The 26,157-nt window shown below is 37.3% G+C and carries 18 protein-coding genes; 9 read left to right on the top strand and 9 right to left on the bottom strand.

Features of this window, described 5'->3' with window-relative positions:
• Positions 1-7: 7 nt before the first annotated feature.
• The 5 genes from R2S08_RS22525 to R2S08_RS22505 form a co-directional block, all read right to left on the bottom strand.
• Positions 8-244, bottom strand: coding sequence for a hypothetical protein (locus tag R2S08_RS22525; RefSeq protein ID WP_316837257.1), 237 nt, complete (start codon positions 242-244; stop codon positions 8-10).
• Between the two features lie 864 nt (positions 245-1,108).
• A complete protein-coding gene (locus R2S08_RS22520; protein WP_316837256.1) occupies positions 1,109-2,710 on the bottom strand; it encodes a hypothetical protein in 1,602 nt (533 codons plus the stop codon).
• Positions 2,711-2,729: 19 nt separating this feature from the next.
• On the bottom strand, positions 2,730-3,335 hold the full coding sequence (locus R2S08_RS22515) for a hypothetical protein (protein ID WP_316837255.1): 606 nt from the start codon (positions 3,333-3,335) through the stop codon (positions 2,730-2,732).
• The gene (locus R2S08_RS22510; RefSeq protein ID WP_316837254.1) at positions 3,329-4,105 is read right to left on the bottom strand and encodes a hypothetical protein; all 777 of its coding nucleotides are present in this window, start codon (positions 4,103-4,105) and stop codon (positions 3,329-3,331) included. The genes R2S08_RS22515 and R2S08_RS22510 overlap by 7 nt, the downstream gene beginning before the upstream one ends.
• A 252-nt stretch (positions 4,106-4,357) precedes the next feature.
• Positions 4,358-5,425, bottom strand: a complete 1,068-nt coding sequence (locus R2S08_RS22505) for a TIR domain-containing protein (protein WP_316837253.1) — start codon at positions 5,423-5,425, stop codon at positions 4,358-4,360.
• Positions 5,426-5,598: 173 nt separating this feature from the next.
• Between R2S08_RS22505 and R2S08_RS22500 the strand changes: the two genes are divergently transcribed.
• The 3 genes from R2S08_RS22500 to R2S08_RS22490 all read left to right on the top strand — a co-directional run bounded on the left by R2S08_RS22500 (position 5,599) and on the right by R2S08_RS22490 (position 8,835).
• Positions 5,599-6,531 (top strand): ATP-binding protein, encoded by a 933-nt coding sequence (locus R2S08_RS22500; protein WP_316837252.1) that lies wholly within the window; start codon positions 5,599-5,601, stop codon positions 6,529-6,531.
• A 21-nt stretch (positions 6,532-6,552) separates the two neighbouring features.
• Positions 6,553-7,638, top strand: a complete 1,086-nt coding sequence (locus R2S08_RS22495) for an HNH endonuclease (RefSeq protein ID WP_316837251.1) — start codon at positions 6,553-6,555, stop codon at positions 7,636-7,638.
• 267 nt (positions 7,639-7,905) lie between these two features.
• On the top strand, positions 7,906-8,835 hold the full coding sequence (locus tag R2S08_RS22490; RefSeq protein ID WP_316837250.1) for a hypothetical protein: 930 nt from the start codon (positions 7,906-7,908) through the stop codon (positions 8,833-8,835).
• Between the two features lie 147 nt (positions 8,836-8,982).
• Here the strand turns inward: R2S08_RS22490 and R2S08_RS22485 are convergent, their stop codons facing one another.
• From R2S08_RS22485 to R2S08_RS22475, 3 genes are all read right to left on the bottom strand, one after another.
• The gene (locus R2S08_RS22485) at positions 8,983-9,324 is read right to left on the bottom strand and encodes a helix-turn-helix transcriptional regulator (protein WP_316837249.1); all 342 of its coding nucleotides are present in this window, start codon (positions 9,322-9,324) and stop codon (positions 8,983-8,985) included.
• Positions 9,325-9,832: 508 nt separating this feature from the next.
• Positions 9,833-10,402, bottom strand: coding sequence for a hypothetical protein (locus R2S08_RS22480; RefSeq protein ID WP_316837248.1), 570 nt, complete (start codon positions 10,400-10,402; stop codon positions 9,833-9,835).
• 100 nt (positions 10,403-10,502) lie between these two features.
• Positions 10,503-10,706, bottom strand: a complete 204-nt coding sequence (locus R2S08_RS22475; protein ID WP_316837247.1) for a hypothetical protein — start codon at positions 10,704-10,706, stop codon at positions 10,503-10,505.
• A gap of 61 nt (positions 10,707-10,767) precedes the next feature.
• On the opposite strand from R2S08_RS22475, the gene R2S08_RS22470 reads away from it, so the two are divergent.
• From R2S08_RS22470 to R2S08_RS22445, 6 genes are all read left to right on the top strand, one after another.
• Positions 10,768-11,631 (top strand): hypothetical protein, encoded by an 864-nt coding sequence (locus R2S08_RS22470; protein ID WP_316837246.1) that lies wholly within the window; start codon positions 10,768-10,770, stop codon positions 11,629-11,631.
• 344 nt (positions 11,632-11,975) lie between these two features.
• Positions 11,976-14,504: a kelch repeat-containing protein gene (locus R2S08_RS22465; protein ID WP_316837245.1), complete on the top strand. Its 2,529-nt coding sequence runs from the start codon at positions 11,976-11,978 to the stop codon at positions 14,502-14,504.
• 169 nt (positions 14,505-14,673) lie between these two features.
• Entirely contained in the window at positions 14,674-15,738 is a 1,065-nt protein-coding gene (locus tag R2S08_RS22460) for a LamG domain-containing protein (RefSeq protein ID WP_316837244.1), read from the top strand.
• Between the two features lie 22 nt (positions 15,739-15,760).
• The gene (locus R2S08_RS22455) at positions 15,761-18,745 is read left to right on the top strand and encodes a TonB-dependent receptor (RefSeq protein WP_316837243.1); all 2,985 of its coding nucleotides are present in this window, start codon (positions 15,761-15,763) and stop codon (positions 18,743-18,745) included.
• Positions 18,746-18,755: 10 nt separating this feature from the next.
• A complete protein-coding gene (locus tag R2S08_RS22450; RefSeq protein ID WP_316837242.1) occupies positions 18,756-20,408 on the top strand; it encodes a RagB/SusD family nutrient uptake outer membrane protein in 1,653 nt (550 codons plus the stop codon).
• Between the two features lie 10 nt (positions 20,409-20,418).
• A complete protein-coding gene (locus R2S08_RS22445) occupies positions 20,419-22,317 on the top strand; it encodes a GxGYxYP domain-containing protein (RefSeq protein WP_316837241.1) in 1,899 nt (632 codons plus the stop codon).
• Positions 22,318-22,404: 87 nt separating this feature from the next.
• On the opposite strand, the gene R2S08_RS22440 is transcribed toward R2S08_RS22445, so the two are convergent.
• Entirely contained in the window at positions 22,405-25,893 is a 3,489-nt protein-coding gene (locus tag R2S08_RS22440) for a glycosyl hydrolase (RefSeq protein WP_316837240.1), read from the bottom strand.
• Between the last annotated feature and the right edge of the window lie 264 nt (positions 25,894-26,157).

Below are 26,157 nucleotides of genomic sequence, written 5' to 3'. Positions count from 1 at the left end.
TCTTTTTCTAGGATTGCTGCTTTGAGTAGTTCATGTACACGATCTTTAACAGTTCATCCAGGCTTTCGTAGAAAGAGAGCAGGTTGAACCATTCATTTGCGCTTAGTATTTCCGTGCGATTGGCTACCGTACTGAGTTTAAAGAGCTGCCATAGTAAGGTTCCGCATTCATCCAGGTTGTAATCTTGAAAGAAACCTGTGATTTGAGGGTTGTTAAAGCATGTACAATTGTTCGTTTTCTCCATAAAAAGAGGGTAAGCATTTGAATTTTTTGTTGATTAATCAATTGAATTCCGGGTCGAGGTTCCTGCTTACGCAGGAATGACCGGCTCGTGAAGGAGCTAATCTGGGGGACAGATGATGAGGGCGAGAATGTTGTTTAAGCAGGGAAATTTGGTTAGTTGCATATTCTCATTTTTAGTTAGTTGAACTTAAAATGAGTCTCGTTGGGATTTAGCAGATTTGCCTTAGTTATTTCGTTGGGAATGATACCTCAAAACGAAGAATGCACTATAGCGGGCCCTACGTAATACCGTATCTCCAGGCTTTCTGACGGCCATGCCGAACGGATTACAATAGAGCCCATAACGCTATAGTGCATTCTCTTTTACACAAAAGTACGCAAAAATTGTTATGGGCATTAATCTATTGTCTCGTCGGCACTTGTCAGAATTTGGAGATCGAGACTCTTTTAATTAATACCTCTTATTAGGAAGTTTTATGTTTTCTAATGTCTTTTACTTCATACAGTTAATTTCTTTAACCAAAGATAATCATAGCAACTGTAAGTTTGGTAATTTATTTTAAAATTAATTTCTGTAAAAATTGAGATAATTTTGAGAAAATTGGCAGGATTTTGAGGGTTGGTTTTGAAGGAGGTATTAGTTGGAATATGATTTAACTACGGGTGTAACTTTCTAATTTTTATATCTAAAAACCGAGATGAAAATAAATTGCTATGGATAGGTTTATTATTGATAAATATTGTTACAGCTTCTTCTACAAAGAAATGATTATTAATATATGTAACTCTTACTTCACAGAATCTGCCTAGTTTTGAACCGTCCTATAACGGCGAAGCATGAATGGAAAATGGTTCGGCTAAGTTTTTAAACTGATTTCCCTGCAAAATCAGGAACGCCCATTTTTATAATAAATTCATCAAAGGCTTGATCCAATACCGAATTTCTATGATCCATATCTTTATGGAATAGGGTAGCTATTGACCATTGCCGTTCGGCAGGACTTGCAACTTTTTTTTGTAGCAGTTCGATAATGTTTAATTTCTGATCAATAGCACTGCCTATAGCTTCAATATCCGATATTGAAGCAAATTGGAGATTGTCTACCATCGCGCCATTGAGCGTGTCGAGCATTGGTAGCAGGATTGAATTAATAGAAAAAATATCTTCGTAACCAACGATAATACCGACCACTGTTGTGATTTGTGAAAATCTAGCGTCATTGATTTGCCCCAATAGGATTTTCTGCTTAAAATCCATTAATTGATTGATTGCTTTTTGAATATTACCGGCTTTTACTTCCTTTTCCAGTGTTTGTTTTTCAAAATATGTCCGGGCATCAATGTTAAGCAAGGAAGTTTTTACCTCAAATAAGATGCATATATCTTCTTGTACAATTGCAAAGTCCGGTAGTTTTCCATTGGTTTGTACAAAGTCATTGTCAAGATCAATGAAATTATGTCTGCCAGGTATGGACAAATGCTCACCCACATAGGCACGATACACCGCTCCAAAAGCATTTCTAAACGGATTTCTACCTTTTTTACCTTCGCTTTCGGCCAATTCCTTTTCTTTATCCCCCAACAGATAGAAAATACCCGAACTTGCCCTGTCGAGTAAATATTTAGCTTGTGGAATCACATAAGTTGTGGAAGACAATTTTGACGATTTTTCTACCTTAACAGCAGGCATAATTGTTAAGGGTTCAAGCGCATACATATCTTTAAGCTTGTGAGGGGTTTTCCAAGCAATTCCCCGTACCAATTCCCGATAACGCTGTGGTGTCCCGCAAGACAATGACAGGAATATCCGTTGCGTTTCCAATGTTATGACATGTTTCAGTTCTTTTATTTCATTTTTTATCTCGTAGTCCAGCGTGCCATTTGATAAAATCCACATGGCAAAGCCGGTTGACATGAACTCAATAAGGTTCAGTCCAAAATACTCTTTAAACTTCTTATCAAAATCATAATTTGTTGGAGTAGCAAGAACCAGCTTATGAAACAATAAGAAACCTCTGCCAATTATTGTCTTCTTACTAGCCTGTAAGGGAAATTGAATTTGTCCTATTCTATTAAAATACAGGGAAAACTTGCTTAGTGTATTTTCTCCTAAAGATTCATCCAACTCTTCCAAATTTATCACCTGATTGTAAGCTTTACCAACCGCTGGATTGTTTAAATCAAGAAAGATTCCTTTATAATCATTTGCAGAAGAAAGAAGCAGGAAACGTGCCATCCTGGAGAACGCAATAGATAACGATCGCCTATCCTGCTCACTTCTTCCTCTAGCCTGTAACCAAACCCATACCCAGTCCGGAATATTCTCTCTGACAGGTTGAAGGGTGCCATATTTCAATGCCGCATTCACGGCGCCAATCACATACAGTCCGTCGGACAAATGGAACTTTTTTAACTGGTCATAAAGTTCGGCAAGGGAGTTTTTTGGGGTCATAAATATACTTTTCAAGTCAAAAACACGTATCTACCTACAAGGGGTTCGACGGGTTGTGAAGACTGTTGTAAATGTCTTTATAAGTGCGGTCCGTCATAAGGGCCGGATATACCTGGTCGAAACCAAAATTATAAGGAAAGTCGTTAATAAGGTTTTTATCTTTTCCCAAAATGTATTTACCATAGTAGGAAATAATGACCTTATAGATTTCTATGGTATCAAAAATGTCCCGGCTAAGTAGTTTAGAATATCGGGTTTGCGAATAATCTTGCTTGGTATGAATGGTTTGATCTCTCAATTCTTGCAGGTCAGTTAAGCTTTGCCACCATGTTTCCAGCTGCGGGTCTGGCGTGCGATATATATCCGTGAAAATATTTTTCAGCTTATCCGTTAATGAAAAATAGCGCTCAATATGATTTTTATCCATCACTTTGGTGCCATTTGGCTTGGTGTAGCTGTAATCCTCCGGAATAAAATTATTTATAAAACCTTCAATTGAACTATAAGCAAAGATCAGGGCAGTTGTAATAAGTTCAAAATAGTCAAAATACTCTTTCTGCTGTTCTGGTATGGGAAAGTTACCGATGTAATATTGATGCCTTATCAGAATAGTATCATCATAAAACTTTCTTGCTAACAAAAGATCCTTTCGCAAATGCTCGAATACAACCCAACATCATTTGGTCGATCCAAAAAAGTAGAAAGGCCATCAAATTCCAACACCCAATTATCACCAAAAGTGTGTCGCCTGTTGAGATTATCTTCTTGTAAAATGATATCCGGTTTATGAGTTCTTAGATCTGCATGTTGTCGATATTCCGAGTTAATTTGGTCTGCCACATATAGCAAGGGATCTACAATTCTCCAGGAATCATTCAGATAACCTACGTAATAAACAACGTTGTTATAAGAATAGCTTTCGCTGATAGCATTCTCGACATCTGGTGTTTTTGCAGCTGACAAATCTGAAAGAAAATTAAGAGCTTGTCTAAATTTCAACATTAAGACTTCGTTCAAGTCGTTATGCAGTTGGAACAGTAATATCTTCCCGTCATTTGATTTATAAAAAATGGAGTATGTGGCTGCTCTAATCGTTTCAAATGTAGGTCTTTCTTCCTTTCTGCCAATCATTTTAAAGATGTCTTCAAGTTTGGCCACAAACTCGTAACAAAACTCTGATTCTTGATTGTAATCGTTTACAACAAAGTCTTCTGTCAGATAGAGATTGATCCATGAAGGAAAATATAAAAACCCGTCAGCAGGGGTAATATTATTTTTATCAACCTCAATTAAACTAATAGGAAAGCCATTTTTATTTAACGGCTTATGTAACTTTTCTTCTAGGACAAGTTGAAATAACTGTTCTGAACCGGTAACGGCAACCTCTGTGATAAAATTAGGCCAAATCATAATCTAAGATAAACTTCTTAGGCCAATAAAGGAACTTAAAGGGGTTCTCATTGAGTTCTTCAATTTTTGAATGCAGGAATCGAAATTTAAAGTATCGCCGCTACTTCACTTTCCCTCCATCCCATTTTTTGACCGAGTTGCCTAATGTTTTTTGAAATTATTTAATATTATAAACAAATCTGCTTAAAAAGCAGATTTGTTTTTTTTTAATAACACCCTTTCTGCCTGACTTTTATTAATCCATTTGCAATATCAACGAACCGGAAAAGATATCTGAATATTTAATCCATCACCTTTTTTAGTGTTAAAATCAATTTTTCCAGCAATAGAATCTATTCGGTTTCTTACATTCTCTAGACCATTATTTATCTTTTGGTCTTTTTCCATTCCTATTCCATTGTCGCTATAAGAAACTTTGAAATTATTATCTACATGTTCAAATCGCCAAACCACTTGTGTTGCACGACTATGCTTTTTCATATTGATCATTAGCTCCTGCATAATCTTTTCCAATTCATATCGCTTTTGATCGTCAACGTCGACCCAAATCAGCTCTATATTTCCTATTATAAGTATCTTAGTATTTTCGTTGGCAAAAGAAAGAAGCAGATGGGATACGATCTTATTGAATTCCGTAACTTTAAACTCAGGTATATTGTATGAGATATCACGTGACTTTTCATAAAGGTTCTCTATCCTGTCCAGTACTCTTTCACGATCTACTCCCACCCCATTTTCAATTTCAGCCATCAACATATATAGTGAATTAGCAATTACATCATGTACCTTTTTCGAGGTTTTCAGCTGATCTTCTTTTAGGAGTTCTTGTGCTGAAGCCAACATCTCTCCCAATAGTGGCTTTTGGCCAAGCATAGGTCTTTTGATTAAAGGCTCATCAAATATCAAGTGTAAAAGCTCCAAATACTGTTGCTCAAAGTGCTCATCATCACGCATATCAAGATAAAGGAGTGGCCGCAGGAGTCTTGGTATGGAGGTTGTCGCGTCACCGTCTCTCAGCACTGGAATGAATTTTTGAGTTGATAGCAACTTTTCAGCAATTTCAGTCGACATGATCTGATATTCGTAACCAATCCCACCTAACCTAGCATCCGCTTTTGCCTTGTATCCACTGGACATAATTAGAATGACTTTCGTGGATGATTCGATCTGTTCCATAAAGTGAAGATTGTTCGATCCAACCTTTAGGTCATATCGATCAAAATACAAATCAACGCCATCTAAAGTCAATCGGTTAGCCAATTCCAAGACCCACTTTTTATGTGACTCGCTATCCCAACTATATTGTAAGAAGACTTTCAAGTGAATATTTTTATTCGAGGTTAAGTGTTGCAATACAAACTTAATAAATATCCAAGAACTTGTGAATATTTGATAGCGGTGTAAAATACAAGAAGCTAATTGTTTCTACAATTCTATATTTGTAAATATGTATCTGTTTAAATCTTAACTTTATATCACAACCATTTTTAATAATGCTAGATTTTTACGAAAAGAAAGATTACGATCAAAATGATCTAATTGGCCTTATTCAAATACAGGCCGAAGAATCTACACACATTGATTTTAAATCAGGAGGCAGTCTTGAAAAATCAGATAAAAAAAAGGTAGAAATCGGAAAAGATGTTTCGGCTTTTGCGAATGCTGACGGCGGCATTATCGTCTATGGCATGAAAGAAGAAAACCATGTAGCGTCTGAAATCTCATATATTGACGGAAACAATATAACAAAAGAATGGCTTGAAAATGTGATCAATACACAAATTTCACCGCGCATTGAAGGGATACATATCCACCCTGTTAGGTTTGATAAGAAGATTGATCAGACTGTATATATAGTGAAAATACCCGCAAGCACCAGAGTTCCCCATATGAGTTCAGATAAACGCTATTATCGTAGATATAATTTCCAGTCTGTGCCAATGGAAGACTATGAGGTGCGAAATTTATTCCAAAAAGTTCACAAGTCAGAACTAGAAATCATGGAAGTGTTGATCGAAACAAATGGTGGAGGCTTACTAGCACAAACTACGCTACAGTATGCAAGATATAAATTGAGTTTCCAGATCAAAAATACCAGTAACAGTATCGAGCATGATTACAAGCTAGAAGTTCATTTTCCAAAAGGAGTTGTCAGCGACAGTCACAATGACATAAAAACGGCGCATATTCGTGATGAAAACGAATATTCTGTTTTCAGCTTTGGCAATAAAACACCATTGTTCCAACAGGAGCTCACCACGGTTCAATCATTTGAAATTAGGCTAGATCCGCACAATTTCAGCTTGCTAAAGAAGCCCTTAATATGTATTTTGTATTATTCCAATGGGAAAAAGGAAAGAATATTTGATCTAGCCCCCATACTAACCTATCAGAACAGGAGTTTGCACAATTGGGGGTGGCATTGATAATTAGCTTAATTTTGAAAAATGGAATCAGAAACTATAACAGTAACAACTTATGCAAATTATGCAGATAAGCTTGATATTTTCTTTCAGCATTATCCAAATCACAGAATATATATCCCTCCTATACCACCAATTCTGAACCGTATACCAAAAAAAAATAGAATATGCAGATTTTGCGGGAAAGATGCCACTCAGACCAAATTTAAACATGAACCCCATATCATCCCGAGGTTACTCGGACACAACTATGGCGTGTCCGATTTTGAGTGTGATACATGTAATTTACATTTCGGAACCCTGGAGAATCATTTTGCCGACTATTTGGGGCTAAGTAGAACCGTTACCGCAGTGGGCAGAAATAAAGTACCAAAGTTTACCTCGCCCCTAGACTCATTAATTGCCGCTAAAACAAGTAGTGGTGCCAATAAAGATTTTATTACCATTTCAGATGAAAGTGGCGACAACTTTTACTTTGATCAGGAGAAAAGCTCCTGGCAGATCATATATAAAAAGAATCCGCATACCCCACTGAATGTATACAAATGCCTTTTAAAGATTGCACTGAGTGTACTGCCTGGTTACGAGCTTAAGAATTACCAAGCCGTCCGTGAATTTATTTTAAAAGGGTCACATACAGAGTATTTCAAGCCCTTTGCCAAAGTGGTTCGGATGACGACTGAATTCAGTACAGAACTACCCTATTGCATTATTTTCGAAAAGCAGAATCTAAAAGATCAGGTGCCTATGCACATGATGTATCTCGCTTTTGAGAATGTGTCATATCAAATATGTATTCCCTTTCACAAACTAGACACAGAAATCAATTTTTCAGGAATCGTAGATCTTGTATACGCACCGCCATTAATATTTACCGATGATAAAAAGCCCGCCGAATTCCATTGCGATATGCTTGACCTTTCTTCTTCAGAGCAGTTGAAAGGGCAACAGGGATTTATAAGCTTTAGAGCAGACAGCAAGTTATTTACCAATGCTTATGATACAAAAACCAAACAATTTGTCGACAAGCCGTTTGTCCCCAATCAGATTACCAAAGTATTTTTAAGCAAACATCACGGGCCAATAGATTTTAATGACCTGAGCGTTTAAGCGACCAAAATTTATAATTTATCTGTTTGCTCCTTGGCCTTAATTGTATCTCACCGATAACAAGACTCAGATTGCACTAGCTATTCATCTTCGAAATATGACTTTAGCGGGCATCATACATCTAAATAATTCAGTATTAATTTATGCCCGCCAATTACAAAAGCACAACAACCTTACATTTAAATCAATATAGGGTTGTTGTGCAGACTCCACCAATGCTTCGTTATGGAAGCCCTAAATAGCTTATAAAAAAGTAACTTTGTTTGTATGAATGCTAATGACATAAATAATTTCAAGGACTGTTTCAAAAAAATTTCCGTAAAGGAACTAAATGAGCGAATTAGCAATTATCGTACACGCGTCAATTTAAAGACAATTACTGAAGAACATTTAAATCAAGAATTACTAAATCTATTTCGTGTTGAAATTAATGAAAAACATCTTTCATTTTTCCTAAAGTCGGATACACAGACCCTACCGCATAATAAATACCATTTCTACAGAATAAGGAAATTTTCAGATCAGGATTATCAAGGTCTAGATAGTATGTGTTTCGCATCTATGCAGAAAGAGCAAGACATTTGGACTCGACCAAGTGCGGACGTAAATACTCTCGGCAGATTAAATCAAATTAAAGAATCTGTTTTATACGCGGCTGCCCAGGCAACAAATGCAATTTACGAAACCTCCTGCAATGAAGGTGAGTGGTTTTTCTTAATGATTTATGAGAATAGAAAGCAAATGAGATTATCACAAATACATGTAAACTCATATTTGCCTGAGTTTGATGAATTAGAAAATGCAAAACATACTATTTTACATAACTTTTTACTTGAGGAATTTACAAAAGCTGTTGCTCCTAGTCAGGAATATAAATATAAAAGCTCGATAGCAATTTATAAGAAATTCTTCTATAGTCCATTTATTGATGCTTTTACATACCCATCTATTAAAACAGAAATGAACCTCGGATTTAACATCTGCTTTAGTGCGGAAAAAGCTAAGGAGAATTTAATGTTTTGTGGTCTTATGGTATGCAAATTAGGTCCCCCAAGTCTAAATAGCGCTTTTCAAATATTTCCATTTTATGATGGCTTTTTGAATGAAAATGGCGCTTTTGAATTTTATAAATTTAATTCTGAGATCTCGCGAGAAAAATTTGGTCGGTTTGCTATTAGAAGGGATATGGGGCTATAATTAGAAAAATTTGCAAATGAAGCACTTCAAAAGCCCTACCCAAATCTTCCTAACGTCGCAGATCCCTCATCCTCAAAGTAAGTAATGAGACTAAATTATAAAACCCTGACCGCTCTAACCGAGCGGTCAGGGTGGGAAGGATCAATATTACCCTATGTTGATAATTGTTGGCTTCTTCTCATAATACTGCAACAACTTCATTTGAAGGTCTACCAACAAGCTTTCGCGTTGATGCAACTTCTCACTCAATTCTTCAATTTTCAAGGTATCCCCAGATTTTACTCCCGTAAAGTCACTGGAAAACATATCAACAATAGATACTTTAAAAAGATCTGCAATTTGACGGAGCCTGTTAATATTGACATCCGTTACTCCTGTTTCAATTTTTGAAAATGCAGGAATAGAAATTTTAAGTAGCTCCGCTACTTCACGTTGCCTCCACCCCATTTTTTGACGGAGGAACTTGATATTTTTTGAGATTGTTTTCATATTTTTTTTGTGTTAAATGAATAATAAATCTAATAAGGGAGAAAAAGGATCAACCTTCTGCAGCAGGTAACGACCTTCCTCTTTTTGCCAGTTTTAAGGCTGCTTTCCAGTTTTACAGATGTAACCATCTGTTTCTTGTTCAACCGGATCTCCCCTAGCAGATTCCTGACGGTTACGTGAGTTTGAGATGCTCATTCCGTTAATTTTAGGTGTATTACTTAATTAATTCAAATATTAATCAAGTTTAAAAATTATTTCGTACTAATCCAAATATAAAACAGATAATTTTACACATAAATTAAATATACAGTATTATAAAGAAAAAATGACCGGCAAAATTTTGAACCAGATTTAACAGAAGTGAAAATAAAACCAAGAAATTGTTTTGGTTGACAGGATTTTGGTTAAAAATAAAAAAGGAAGAGATACCTATCTCTTCCCAATTAAAGCACTTAAATATCGATTTTTAATAAGCCAATTATTATGAACTACAAAACAGCTGCATTGATTACTGGATAACGATCTGGTTGAAAATAATATTTGCGACCTTATGTGGAGCCAGATATTCGAATTCGAGTTTAATATCTGTATCTGGCATGCGGTTTTTCACAGAATGTCCTACATTCTTTTCAACTTTACTAACCTCTCCATCAATCCAATCGGCTCTTTGTGTCCCCCAAATACTCAACATAAATTTACGTACTTCTTTCAGTCGATTACTAAGAACTCCATCCTCAACATCCAGTACAACCATATATTGAACAGACTTTACCTGATCACCATTACAATATATAAGAACACTGGATTTCCCCTTTTTATTGGCAAAATGGGAAGATAATTTATTGACATCCTTTCCCTTTTTAAAATGCATATCAGGATCATTTAATGTTATTTTTTTCATGAGTTCAGAGGCTGAATTTGGCCATACATGCTGCTTCTCAAAATTCATTCTACTCCAACTTGCTTCGATGAATGAAGGAGAATGAGATAAACCTTTAGCATTTAATAAAGTTCCTGTTACAGCTGCCAAGAACAATAGTCCAATCAATCGTATTGCTGTTTTCGAAGTTTGTTTCATAGTAAAGAAGGTATGTAGCTTAAATTTAACAAATTATTGTTAACCAACAAGAAAGATTTAGGCCCCTTCTTTATTTTGGTCCTGAAATTTACAACAGCCATCACAAAATAAAATTGATCTTGAATAAAATTTGCCTTCCCGGTAAAGTATAATTACTGATTTGTTTAGTTAGGTCTGAAATTACTATTTCCTGATAAGCACTTACATTACCAATATTAGTGGCCTGTAACTCTAAATCAATTTTAGAAACATTTAGCTTGTACTTAATTGAGGCATCCAGAAAACTATAATTTAAGTTATTCATACCCGGTTGATATAAAAAATGATAATCGTTGGCAACTCTGAATGACACTAACAGTATCAGCATGCTTTTCAGTACCTCCGCTCAATTTCCTACTGTGCAACAGCTGGCTCCTCTTATAGATAGCGTTAACCTAAATCTAATACAAAAAGGAAATTTGCATTTGAAGGAGCAGGATACTCGCGATCTGACTTTTTTGTTTAAACATACTAGTGAAAGGAGTGGCAACATTCTAAGCTGGTCGGCAAGCTTAAGTGGCGGCTATGTCAAAAATTATTTCACCACTAGCAGTATCATAGACAATTTGGGTCGCACCGTCTATTCTACAGTGAATGCAGATGGTTACCATTATCTGAGCGGGTCTGCAGAAATTAAGAAAGCGTTTAAATGGACAAATAATCAAATACAATTTAGCGTAGCGCCAGTTGCAACCATTCAAAGATCACCCAATCTTATTAACGGACTTCTTACCTATTTTAATAATGTTTCTTTATCCTACAATCCTGGGATAAATTATACCTATAAGAGTTGGCTGGATTTAAATCTTGTTAGAAAACAAATTTACAACCATTATTCCAAGAGTAGCGCCGATGCAATTAACCTTTCCAGTCTCGTTACCCAATCGGCAATAAGCTTGAAAATCAACTGTACATCCCAATTAACGATAGGAAGTAATGTTATTTACACCAAAAACAGCTATAACAAAGCTGAACTTAAAAACTTCACTATATGGAATGCTTCGGTTAACTACAAATTGCTTAAAGGCAACGTGGGCGAACTAAAATTGTCGGCTCTGGATATTCTACACCAGAATACAGGCCTTACCAATTATGGTTTTAATAATTCTATCACCCAGGGTTCGGTAAATATTTTACAACAATATTTTATGTTGGGCTTTGCCTATTATCCAAGAAAATTCGGTAAATAAAAATACATGACAAAATCATTTAATTCGGTATCTCTCCAGTTTTTTCACGTGACTGTATTGTTCATTGCTTTCGCTGTGTATTTGGTGACAGCTATAAACAGCAAAGAATAAATAAACTTCAAGGCTTCAAAATAAACGATCTGTCAATTTATCTGGATGATTTGACAATTTTTTGATTCATTCCGGGAATCAACCCACTCTAAAAAACATATGCACTGACGCTGATGGTGATAATTTTTAGAGCCTGAGCTATTCCTGTTCTTTAGTTATCAACTTAATATTATTAGATTTGCTTCTTCATAGAAGAGTCGTACTAATCATACATCTTCTTTGAAATAAAGGATATGAAGACAATCTTTGCCATAATACTTTTCCCATTTTTTTCTTATCAATGCCTGGCCCAGGGTTTAAAATTCAATGGCAATAACGCACCAATTGAATTAAGAACCTCTTATGCTGTATTTTCCAAAGTACAAATACGTGTTACCAAGGAAATTTCCATTAATTTCAAAACGGCAATTAACCAGGCCAAGAGTTTTGGAAATATTCTTCGTATCCATCTTGAAAAACAAAATCTAACTTATAATCTCATCTATAGACAAGATGACCAGGGTATTCAGGAGTTTAAACTTAACGAAGAAGGAAAGGATAACCTCATCACAATCCGGCTAACAAAAAACAGTCTACGTCATGGCAAATGGTTCGATGTTAAATTGGCATTCAATTCTCAGGGCAAATCTGTAACATTGGGAATATTAGATAAGAGGCAAAGCAGACAGATCTCTCATTTGCCAGTTGAGTTTTTTCCTGATATTCATTTCGGCAAGTCGGATTATGTAGTTGATGTGCCAGATTTTTCTATAAAGGATTTAACGGTCAGTACCGGCGTTCAGAAATATGCTTTTCCTTTAAATGAAAGTAAAGGAAGTGATGTTCATGATGTCAGTGGAAAAGTAATGGGAAAGGTAACTGAGCCTATTTGGCTTATTAATGACGCTTACCATTGGAAAAAAATTCTAAGCCTTTCTTCAAAAACAATTGCGGGTTCAAATTTTGATGTAAAACAACAGCAGATCTTACTGTTTAATCAAGATACGTTAACTCTTTTTGATCTCTTATCCCGGACATTGAGAAAAACTTCTTATAAAAATCCATTGCCAGTTAAAATACAGCTGGGAAATAGCTTTCTGTATCAAAATAGATTATATGTTTACGAGGTAAATAATCTTCCCAGGAATGCATGTACAATGGCCTCTGTTGATTTAAATGATTTTTCCAGTAAATCAGTAAGTAGATCAACTGTTGTGATGCAGCTTCATCACCATACTGGCTTTGTAGACGAGCAAAGAAACAGGTACATCATTACCGGAGGTTTTGGAAATCAGCGTTACAGCAATAAGGTGCTTGCTTTCGACCTAAAAGCTGGAGTATGGGATACCTTAGCTATCAGTGGTTCAAAAATTGAGCCCCGTTATTTTACTTCATCATTTTACAACACCAAACAGGATAATTTATATATCTATGGTGGGATGGGTAATGAAAGCGGCGACCATACCATAGGCAGGCGCTATTATTACGATCTCCATACTTTAAATCTGAACACGCTTAAGATGCGGAAGAACTGGGAGATCAAATGGCCTGAAGGAAATATGGTGCCTGTTCGAAATTTAGTGACCAATTCCAACAAGTATTTCTACATGTTATGTTACCCTGAGTATCTGCCAAATTCTAAATTACAACTCTATCGCGTAGGGATTGCAGATGGATCAGCTGTCAAAATGGGAGACCAAATTCCAATTTTGTCTGAAAAAATAAAAACAAATGCCAACCTTTTTTTAAATGAAGAATTAAACGAGTTATATTGTATAGTGCAGGAATTTGACAAAGAGGAAGTACGTTCAAAGTTTACCATATACGCACTATCCTTTCCCCCTATTCAAAAAACCCAGCTTGATCTTTATCCTATAACTAGCTCATCAGGTAACGACCTGATCTATATCTTTGGAGCAATTATCTTACTGGTTTCCTCAGGAGCTTATTACTTCTTTGCATATAAAAGGAAGCCAGGCAATTTATCTAATAAACCAACATCGCTTGGAAAAGGAAAAACAGGTTCAACCGTTGTTCTGGAAGATAAAGTTGCTGCTGAAGAAAATCCGAACGCAATTTTTATTTTTGGGATTTTCAGGATTAATGACCGCAACGGCGTGGACATCAGTCACCAGTTTGGCACAAAAATAAAACAGGCATTCTTGCTCATATTGCTCAATACCCCAAAAAATGGAATCAGTTCACAGCAACTAAGTGAAGCTTTATGGCCGGAAAAAGAACACTTGCAAACCAAAAATATAAGGGGTGTAACAATCAATCAACTACGTAAAACACTATCCAATTTAGATGGAATTGAGCTGATTTATGAAAAAGGTGTTTTTAAACTCTTGTTTGATAAAGATTATTTTTGTGATTTTCTGATGTTCCTCAACTTGTTAAAAAAGGAAGAATATACCCTTGATGTACTGTGTACTCTATTAGAAAGAGGTAAATTTCTGCTTCATTTGAACTATCCAATGTTTGATTTGATGAAAGAAAAAACAGAGAAACAAATCTTAACCGAACTCTATAAAGCTTTAGAAACACGGTATCTCCAATCTGAATTTGAGATCACGCTACGGATGGCTAAAATTTGTCTGATCAGTGATCCACTGAGCGAAATTGCACTTTATTATCTGATTGCTTCTTTAGAGAAACTTGGACTTAAAGATGATGCGAAAAGACAATATCTGTCTTTTACAAAAGAGTATGCCCGGGTTATGAATGAACAATATTCTAATACTTATAGCGCACTCCTTAACGATAGGCCGAACGGCTATTGAAGAATTTCAAAAAAAAATCCAGTTAACCCTTAAACTAACCCGTGAAATAACCTATCGGGGGTAGTTTTGCTGCGTTAAATTTCCTGACAACACATTAACCAAATTAAAACTAAATCCATTTAGTAGCAAGATAAGCACACTTATGCTAAATGATTAAAACCAAAAATGTATGAACATGATTTTTATGATGAGAAACTTCGGTCTTCTCTTACTTGCGTTGATGATCTTCTCCTGCAAGCGGGATAACCCTGAAAAAATTGATCTTGATTTTTCCTGTCTATCTAGTCAGCTGGACATTATGCAGCATATGATAGACACCGCTAAAATTGGCGATGTAGACGGTACCTTTCCCAAATCAAATGCTGATGAGTTATCCTCGGCAATCCTTGCTCTTAAAGAAGGACTATCTAAAGCTAAGGCAGGCATATTAGTACTGCCTTACGAGGTGAACACTTATTGTGTGGCGGCAACAAAGGCCATCAATTCTTTCCAGGCCTCCTACCAGATCACCTTGCAACCGGGAACCCCGGCAGAGCTGCTTGTTAATGGTATTGACAAAAAAGGATATATCGATTTCGGTGAATCATCAGCTTATGGGGGCTCCAATAGCTTTACGGTGGAAAGCTGGCTAAAATATGATGCAGGATTTTTCGAATTCGCAATCGGCGATTTCATTGCCACATTCAGTAATGATGGTAAAGGGATAAAACAAGGCTGGATGGTTAATTTTTCAGGATCGAATTTACGTACTACTCTTGGTGTAGGCCCTCAGGCAGATCGAGTTTTTGAATGGGGATCTGCTTATCCTACAAATTATGGGCAGTGGAACCACATCGTTACGGTTTATGATGGCAGTGCGGCAAGTGATCAGCTGAAAATGTATGTAAACGGGAATTTGTTTTTCAGTAAAACGAACGACGTAAAAGATGGTAGTGGTGTACTACAGCAATATCAGCCAAATACCCGGAACCTGAAAATGTGGGCTTTTATGGAACCGGAGGATAACAATAGAAATATGACTGGCTATATGAAAAAATTCAGGCTATGGAGTGCAGCGAAGTCTGCACAGGAGGTTAAAGACCTCATGCAAAAAGAGGTTACCGGAAATGAGCCTAATTTAATCTGTGCCTGGGATTTCACTACTGTACCTGCGAATGCAGGCAACATTCCGGATAAAACAGGTAAACACAGCGCAAAATTGGTGGGCGTCTATAAATGGAAAAAAGTTAATTAATAAGCTTAGATCATAAATAATTATGAAGAAAACATTACAGTTCTATACTGGGATATTGTTTATACTGATACAAATCCCTTTAGCTCTACTGGCACAAAATACGGATATACAAATCAAAGGTAATGTCCGGGGGGCCGATGGATATCCACTGGCCGGTGCATCAGTTTACATAACAGATACAAAAAAAGGTACTACAGCAAATGAGAATGGAGATTTTGAACTTAGTGTGCCTAGAGGAAAATCAATTACTGTCAGTTATACAGGTTATCAGACAAAATCACTTGTGATAACTAATAACTCTGCGTTAAGCGTAGTTCTAGATCCCGATCAAAATGTTTTGAATGATGTGGTTGTATATGGTTACGGAACGACAACGAAGAAAGACCTTACCGGATCGATACAGAGCATCAGCAACAAAGAACTTGTTCAGTCTCTAGCCACCAACGCAACTGAAGCGTTAAATGGCAGGGTAAGCGGTGTTTTGGTCACGAAAAGCAGTAACCGACCTGGAACAGATATGAGTGTTCAGATCAGGGGAACCAATTCTTTTAATTTTTCCAACGAACCGCTCTATGTAATCGATGGGGTACCGTCTTACTCAGGAATCAGACACCTCAATAGCGCAGATATAGAATCCATTGACATTCTAAAAGATGCTTCTTCATCTGCTATCTATGGATCAAGGGGTGCAAATGGGGTTGTTCTAATTACCACTAAAGGAGCCAATAAAAAAGCTGGTTTTTCAATTGAATACAGTGCGACGGTTTCTGCAAAGACACCTATCCGGATTCCGGACATGCTGGGTAATGAGGGAAATGGGCTCGAATATATCAATTATAAGATCGCCTTGTGGAAGAAAAAGTATGGGGAATCATCTTTGGGAAGAACTGACTTTTTTACCGATGACGAAAAAAGACGAATTAAACATTCAGAATATTATGATTGGCTAAGAGAGATCTCCAAGGTTGGGATCAGTAATAACCATACCATTAACGTTTCGGGAAACTCAGAAAAAACTTCTTATTCTTTTGGCTTTGGTTATACCAATGATGCTGGTATGGTCGGCAATGAAAACTTTGGAAGAATCACTGCAAACCTAGGCCTTGAACATCGATTCTCTGACCGCTTAAAAATTGGGATAAACAATTACTTCTCTTTAAACAAGATCAACCAGGGTGCAGATGATGCCTTGCTCAACGCTTATTTCCTTCCTCCTGTAGTAAGTCCATATGGAGCTGACGGGCAATATGTATTTGAAGTTCAACCAACTTCAAGTAAAATAAATCCATTTGTTCAGATCGAAAATAACAAAAAAATCAACGAAGTCCGTTACAGTAATATTTCTGCTTTTATTGAAGGTAATCCTATTAAATCTCTAACGCTTAAATCTCAGCTCTCCATGCAGTATGATAATAATGTATACGGTGAATGGATCGGTAAACAAACGCAATCAAAAATGGGAATTATAGACCCAGAGGCTTTTCGAAAAGATGGGATGAATTTAAACTATGTATGGGATAACCTTGCCACTTATAATAAAACCTTTGAAAAAGATCATAAATTAAATTTAGTTGGATTATTCAGTTTACAAAAAGAAACACATAAAGGTTCTCAAATGCGTGGAAAAGGCTTGCCTTATGAATCTGACTGGCATGCCATTCAAACAGCAGAAGAGATTACTGATGTAAGCAGTTACTATTGGGAATCGTCTATGATTTCTTACATGGCACGTGCAAATTACACTTATAAAGACAGGTATCTATTTACAGCAACTGGCCGGGTAGATGGCTCATCAAGGCTATCTGTTGATAACCAATGGGGGTTTATGCCTTCCATGGCTCTTGGCTGGCGAATCAGTGAAGAAGAATTTATGAAAAAGCAGAACACAATAAGTGATCTCAAATTAAGATTGAGTTGGGGGAAAAGCGGCAATAACAATATAGATTATGATGTTGCATTCAGCAAATTAAATTTAGCAAAATATGTATTTGGGCAAAAAGGAACCAATGGATTTGGCTTAGGTGATGCTAAGGGAAATGATAAATTGAAATGGGAAATGACTTCTGAGTGGAACGCTGGACTGGACCTTGGGTTATTCAAAAACAGGATAACCATGACTTTTGATGCTTACAGCCGGGTTACAAAAGACCTGATCTTTAAGCAATCCATAGCAGGTGTAAACGGTTTCAATACCGTACTTAGAAATATAGGTAGCACTGGAAATAAGGGAATTGAGTTGGGCATTAATACAGTTAATCTAAATACATCGTCATTTAACTGGAAGACCAATCTTACATTTTCTTTAAACAGGAATAAAATTAAAGAGCTGTATGGGAATGGAAAAGACGATTTGGCGAACAGATGGTTCATTGGTAAGCCAATCAATGTGATTTATGATTTTGAAAAGGTAGGAATCTGGCAGGAATATGAGCGTGCAGAAGCCTTGAAATACGGACAATCTCCAGGCCATATTCATGTTCGCGATCTAAATAACGACGGATTGATTGACGAACGGGATTATAAAGTATTGGGCACTCCTTCCCCAGACTTTACTGGAGGACTTACCAATACTTTCACTTATAAGAACTGGGATCTTTCCATTTTTATGTATGGTCGTTATGGGGGCTTGTACAACGACGATTTCACTTATATGTTTACGGCATGGGACAATGAACAATGGAATAAGTTAAATGTGAAATATTGGACTCCGGAAAACAAAAGCAATGAGTATCCGGAAATTGGTGCCCAGTCTTATTATACCCAGGTACTGGGAAAGATATCCGGTAGCTTTCTAAAAATCCAGAACATTACTCTTGGTTATTCACTTTCGGAAAAATTGAAGAAAAAAGTTGGTTTAAAGCAGGTGCGTATATATACGGCTGTCTTAAATCCATTTACATTTTCAGCCTACAAAGGCCCTGATCCGGAGATCATTGGTGAAAATGTATATACCCAAATGTCTTTGTATCCTTTGACATTCAATTTCGGCCTTAATGTTTCATTCTAAGCTAAAAAACATGAAAAAACTATTTAATTTGTTTTTCGTATCCCAGTTCGCAATACTGTTAACCATATCTTTTGGGGGATGCAAAAAATTTATAGATCCTGAAACGCCTTCCATTATAACTGATAAGTTTTACAATACGAAAGAAGGACAGGAAAAATTACTGGTAGACATCTATGCTCAATACAGAGGTGTGTTTAATACCAGTGAACTTCAATATTACGGGACGGATCTATATATGGCAATTGGTGAGGGACCAGTAGAAAAGATGTTCAATGGTTATGATAAAACCTTCAACTCAACAGCACCTGTTGTGGGTGGCTATTGGAAAAATCTGTATAAGATTGTTCAGGAATCCAATACCCTGCTCAGCCGCTGTACCCCGGCAATAGCTGGAGGTGATTATAATAAGATAACCGCACAAGGCCGCTTTTTAAGAGTTTTGGCTTATTACTACCTGGTGGAAACATTTGGGCCGGTACCTTTTTATGATAAAGAACAAACAGAGGTCATTGAAACAGCAACCAGGACTCCTGAGCAGGCGATTTATACTTTTATGATTTCAGAATTGGTGGCCATAAAAGGACAATTACCACTGACCAGTACTGAAGCAGGTAGGCTTAATAATGCTGCAGTTACCCATTTACTTGGAAAAATTTATCTAACCAGGGCATATAAACCTTTCGCACAACCAACAGACTTTACCAATGCAGCATCCAATCTGGATGAGGTAATTTCACAAGGAAAGTCAGCTTTTTATCTCTCTAAGAATTATAAAGATGCTTATGATGAGACCAAACAAAATAATCCCGAAGTGATTTGGGCCATCCAGTATGGTACAGATAAAAATTTCAATGGATCAGGAAATCCTCAGCAGAGCCTTTTTGGCTTCAACATTACGGCGCTTGAACCTGGCATGTTTATAAGGAATCAACTGGATTATTCTTCAATGCAAAGGCAATATTGGGTGATCCCAAAAGCGCATGAGCTATTTACGAATCCCGACATTGACACTCGCTATGATGCTACTTTTAAAAGAGAATTCTATGTTAATAACCCTGCAAATACAAATTTTGGAGCGCTTGGTATTTATTTTCCAAGGTGGAATGATCAATCTGGAATAAGCAACGGAGCCCAGAAATTTTATCCTTTCAAAAACGGAGGCAACTATAACTGGTATCCGCAGTCTACCTCGCTTGCTATTTTAAATGATGGAATAGATCGTATGCCTATCGTGCAAAAATTTAAAGACACTAAAATGGAATGGGGCGGCCTTGGGACACGTGAAGATGTGGTTTTCCGCTTAGCGGATACTTATCTTCTGGCTGCAGAAGCCTATTTGGGTGCAGGCAATCAGGGTTTAGCATTGGAGCGCGTAAATGCAATCAGACAAAGGGCTGCCAAGGATGATGCAAGCTATGTACAATTCATGCAATTGAATTCTTTAAATATTAATGTGATCATGGATGAAAGAGCGAGAGAACTTTTTGGAGATCATGACCGGTGGTTTGATCTGAAACGAAGTCATACATTAATTGAAAGGGCTAAAGCTTACAACCCTTTCGTTCAGCAGTACAATAATATCAACAACAACCATTTAGTACGTCCGATCCCTCAGGACGAACTAAATAAATTATCAGGAATTGCACAAAATAATGGTTATTAATCTTACAATTATGCTAACAAATAAAATATCGTTATTGTCTTTTTTCACTTTGATTTCCATGTGCCTGAGCGGGTGCAGTAAATATAAAAGTCCAGAGATCAATCAGGGTCTTAACGACACTAAACCTATTCTCTATAATAGTTTATATGACCCAATTAGCGATCAAGGTCAATATAACCTTCCGGAGATGACCAAAAAACCAAAAAAATACTGGTCCTTGGTTGAAGTAATCACTGTTGGAAACCGAAATAATATCGGTGAAACAGAAGAAATAAGAGGGTTGCAATATCACCTGTTAAGTCAGTCTATTGCCGGATTAACCAATAAGGCCGTTGAGGAAGGTCGCAGCGAAATTGGTGTCTGGATGCAGGATCACGGAGGTAGTGAATCTTATACTTTATCAAAGCAGGCGCTTAAAAACATGGGCATTTCAGAACAGGGCGGACAAAGTGGTATCGAACTTGCACGCAATACCTATGGAAGTTCGGATGGTGTTCATATCCAGATAAAGGATCTTTTCAGTGGTTATATATTAACAGATGTAACGAATAACCCGGAAAGTAACATGGTGGCGTCTGTTGCCTCCTCAATTTATAATTCCATTATCGTTGATGTCAGAGATAAAGCAAAGTATGATGCTGCCGGGTATAAAATGACTTACGATGCCAGAAGCAAAAGTACGGCTGATGCATGGAGAGAGTTTAAAGATAAAGTGAGTAAAAAGGCACTGGTGGTAATGCCGGTACAAACCGGAGAATTAAGAGATTTTGCCATTAAAAACAATCTATTTGTACTGAACATTAATAAAAAGTTTAACCAACCTTCTGGTGGGCAGAACCTTGATTTGCTAGATGAGATCTTAAAATCGCTGGATCCAGGAGCCCCGGTTTATGGATGGGAACAAGGAGTAGATGAATCCCTGTTTGTAGACAGAGCCTCTATTTTGGGACATGTCTGGGTGCCCAGCGACTGGATATATAACTTGTCGATGACCTCTCTGCTTTACAAAAGCAGACAAGAGGCTAAACTGGCGCAAATTGTAAATCCCCAGTTCATCGATTGGTCCAAAAAGAAAAAATTCGTTTCTTACTACCTTTCAGATGGGGACAATATACAATGGATGATGAATGATTTTGTACGTGATTATTATAATAGTCCATATGCTAATGATATGAAAATGGGATTTGGTGTGCCTGTTTCTAACTTAAACATGATGGCACCGGCACAGTTTAGTAATATCTTTAGTCAGCAGAAACCAAACTATACCCTAATTGAGGCGCTAGGTGGTGGTTATATGTACGTAGACAATTATGGATCCGGAGCCAACAGATCTGAACAGCTAGCACAACTTTCCAAACGCGTTGCTTCTAGTATGCGCCAGCACCGTGTAAAAGTTTTGGGACTGATGGCTAAAGATGTTAAATCAGCAAATGCTTTGGCCGGTTATAAGGCTTTTGTGGATGCGAACGACCAGTTAGAAGGAATTGTTGTTATGCAATATTCGCCCTATGCCGGTGGCAATGGTGAAACCTACTGGGTAACCAACAAGCAAGGATATGACATTCCTGTTATTACTGTAAAGTATTCTCTTTGGAATTTTGGTTCACAAAATCATCAATTTGAAGGCACTCCTGCTTATGTAGCCAGTAAATTAAAAACAGATGATAAATCTCCGTTTTCTGTAATTGCGGTTCATGCCTGGAGCACATTTAAAGATTTAGGATCGACAAGTGATTTAACAGCAGAAAATGCAAGCGGTGGAAATATGAAAGGTGCAGGTGCAGCTAAGTTATTGACCAATCATTTATCCAATGACTTTGAAGTTGTCAATGTACAGGAATTGATATGGAGAGTAAGAAATCAATACAAGCCTGATCAGACCAGTAAGTATCTGAAAGCATATTATTAACATCAGCTAAAACTATCATCAACTTACTGCGCTATAAAAATGAACTTAGTAAGTTGATGGTAGTTAGATTTACATTAATCCAAATCCTTACAACTTTTTATGTTGATAGGTTCGTAATATTACCGGCCCTAACAAGCCGGATGGTTGCAACTGCGAGTTTTCATCCCAATGCTTCCAAGTAGTAAATGTAATTCGCTTTGAGTTACGGCTTGAAGTCTCCTTTAGCCAGTTTGGCCATGCATCTGGAATACCGTACTTGCCTTTTACATCTTCTGGATAATGCGCATCTCCTATCAAACGATTTGGCCATAAGTTGGTAATACGGATCTCGAGATCATTTTTGCCTATGCTGGCTACGCTGCTAATGTCAACCCTAAATGGAGCTTTCCAAAGAATACCTAAATTCTTTCCATTCACAATAACTTCTGCAATAACACCTACGCTTCCGAGGTCCAATTCCAGCGAATTGCCTGTTCTGATTACATCATGAGTTAATGAAAACTGCTTTTTATAAATTGCTGTTCCGGAAAAGTAACGTATACCTTCGTTGGTAGATAGAGGCCAGGAGATCAGTTTTTCAAACGTAGCTTCTGGAGGTGCTCCTAGATTTTTAGGAAAACTCACCTCCCAGGGGCCAAACAACTCAATTGGCTTGGGCACTTTACTAACTTCAACTATTTTAGCTAAACCAGTACCAATGGTATAACTTATTTTCCCGGAATATGGGGTAATCCATGTGGGTACTCCGTTTTCGTAAGCAAATCTAGGTTTAGGAATATCCTGCTCAAGGTGAACTATATTTCCACCTTGAACTGAAACATGGCGTGTTTCTCCAGCAGCCGAATAAACCAAGCGAAGTTCTCTTTTGACATTATTCATTGCTGAAGTTATTCCAAGTATACTATCCGTGACTGTGAACATAGGCACATTTGAGCTAACCAGACCATTCACTTTCGCTGTAACATCATATATCGAATAGTTTGTAGGTATCCCTTTTAATTCTTTTGAAAACTTCCCGTACACTGCTCTGATTAATCGAAATTCTTCATTGTTTACCTTAATATCTTGTTTTTCATTTTCTACCAAACGCAATTGCTTTGGTTTGCCTCCTAATTCATATTCCACGCGCAATTCTTTTACTGATCCTGGAGCGGGGTCAACAGATGAAAGACTATTATCAGCAGAAAATTGAACTCCATTCTTAGCAATCCGTTCAACCAATGCCGCCGTGACATCAGCCATTCCTTCTGATAAGAAAGTACCATACTCAGCTTTTATTACCCGGAGATCAGGAAGGGGCTTTAGTTGGAGATGCTCTATCAGAGTCCTTTCACTTGTAATATGATTTGATGGTATAGACTTGGTATTACGGAAAACCACAAAAACAGCTCCATGAGAATTGAAAGAGATTGGGATACTGGTTGTGTTACCAGGTCCTTTCTTCCAAACTAAAATATCTTCAACTTCTCCTGTTTCTGGGTTCCATAACTGCGGTTGTTTACCCGAAACCCTAAACTGACATATTTCCTTGCGACTTTCAATCTGGGGATTGGAAACAAAATAAATATCATCGCTATTACCACTAATCCTGTGGATGAAATTTAGATCAGCACCAGTCTGTCCGCCCGAAAAATCAGGCGCGAGATCCAACTTCTTAAAAAGATCAGTTATTGATGCATTACTTGAAATTTTGTTGTCCCATATCTCGTTTGCTAGCCTGACAACTTTTTCATCGCATGCCGGATATCCATTAAGACTTGGTGATTTAGTGGGCCTGGTGCCTTTAACGACAGCACCAGCAAGAACAAGTTCTTTAATTTTCATTAGCACTTCCGGGGTTGCCCATGTTGTTTCAGGAAGTACCAACATGCGGTATGATAAGCCATTACGCGTATAAATTTTACCGTTTTTTGCAGTCAGAAAAGCCAATTGATCTGGCCCGATCTGATCATAATCATATCCCAGTGCTTTAATGTCAGATCGTGAAATAGCATCATTTGGAGAAGATTCCCCTGTAAAAACCAAAACATCTGCAGAACTTTTCCCTTGTTGAAGTAAGAACTGTGAACGCGCTAGATAATTCATATAGGCATAACTCTGTTCCCACCAGGTATTTAAACGGCTCATTTCGACACCATACATGTGAAATGTTACCCCTGGGCCAATATTCCACGGCTGATGCGCATAAGTATGAAATATAAGACGGTTTACTCCTTCGGTCCATACATAGTCACCTCTCTTTTTCAGGGTTGCCGGGTGGTTAAGCCATCCTCCAAAGCTGGTAAAGGACTCGGAGCCAACAATAGAATTGCCTTTCAGATGGGAGATGGATGCTGCTAGTCTTGTAGATTCCAGATAATCGTTCTTTCCGAGCCAAAACTCACCCATAATGATATCCCCAGATGCTCCTGCTTTAAAGGAGTCAAATGGGCCTCCATAGGGTTCAACTGAGAATTTCATTCCTTTTTTATGACATAATTCACTAAAGTATCCATAGTAATTTTCAGCAATGAGATCTCCAATTGTTTTACGGAAGTCCCAAAGAAATCGTTCAGTAACCTCTCCACTTTCTACATAATAACCTGCTAATGTTGGTAAAAAAGGTATGCAGTCATAGTTTCGCTTTTTTTTGAAATCCTCTCTAAATCCAGGTGTCCAATTATTGCAACCAACCTCATAACTATCTATTAAGCAATTTGTAAGTGAAGATCCAACAAGTGGACCTAATTTATCCAAAATCGGCTTTATCCCTCCCTCCCAATAGGCATCAACTGCCGAACGGCTCATTTTATTAACTTCAAGCCCCTTTCCTCCTAAACCAGTGGGACGGTTCTCTGTGCCGTTTGCAGTATGGCCAAATCTTAAAATTGTCCAATCTCCTTCAGGTGCTGTCCAATTCAATGTACCATCAATTGACATTTTTGATGTCAGATCAATTATTTTTGTTTTGTCAATTATCGCAGATTGCTCTACAACTTTGTCGCTGGGATCCATATGGGTTCTGAAAGAATCTCCTGTGAGTGCTTTAAGAGCCAACTCATCGATTCGTTGATTTCCTTTTGGTGTTGGAAAAGCAATTACTGCTATGTCTTTATAGTAATTAAGTTTTGTTGTTGGTTGTGGTAGTTTTTGATGAACCCTGTTGCCCTCCTTAACTTGGGTTTGACTAAAAACAATTGTTTGCATTGCATTTTCAGGGCTTACCCAAGGGCCGCCGCTAGAGGACCAGCCTGCACCGTTATTGAATCCAAGTTCAAGTCCTAAGCGCTTGGCTTCAGAAGCTGCGAACTGGAAAAGTTCGAGCCATTTTGGACTTAAGAATGTTGCCGGTCCTTCAGGATATCCTTGATCAACATTAAATATTTGTGCTTCCTGTATACCTACTCGTTTCATCGCTTCAAGGTCGGCTGTAATACCTTCCTTTGATACATTGCCGTTTATCCAATGCCACCATGTACGTGCCTTTGCTGAAGCTGGAGGTTTTTTGAAGCCTGATAGTAAAGCATTTTGAGCTGTTGCGGTATTTTTACTAAGGCATACCGCAAAGAGAATCATTAGAAAAATTGATCGGTTCATTATATTTGATTAGTTGTCTCCAAGATAATTACAATGTCAGAATCAACCATCCTTATCTATCCTGTTCGCTGGTTGATAAGTCGTTAAACAGCATACGTATTTAACCTATACAAATTTCTTTGAGGCTGCTTAACTATGTGCTTTAACAAGCATTCAACAAGGGCCTTATCGTTAATTAATATTACCGATAAGGCCTCATGAACGCAAAGGATACTCCTCTATCCCTTTAGGCTCACTTTCTAATGCGAGCTTAAGTAGTAAAAA

The organism is Pedobacter nutrimenti, assembly GCF_032678445.1.
GTDB classification, from domain to species: Bacteria; Bacteroidota; Bacteroidia; order Sphingobacteriales; family Sphingobacteriaceae; genus Pedobacter; species Pedobacter nutrimenti_A.
This window is presented reverse-complemented; position numbering and strand designations above follow the sequence as displayed.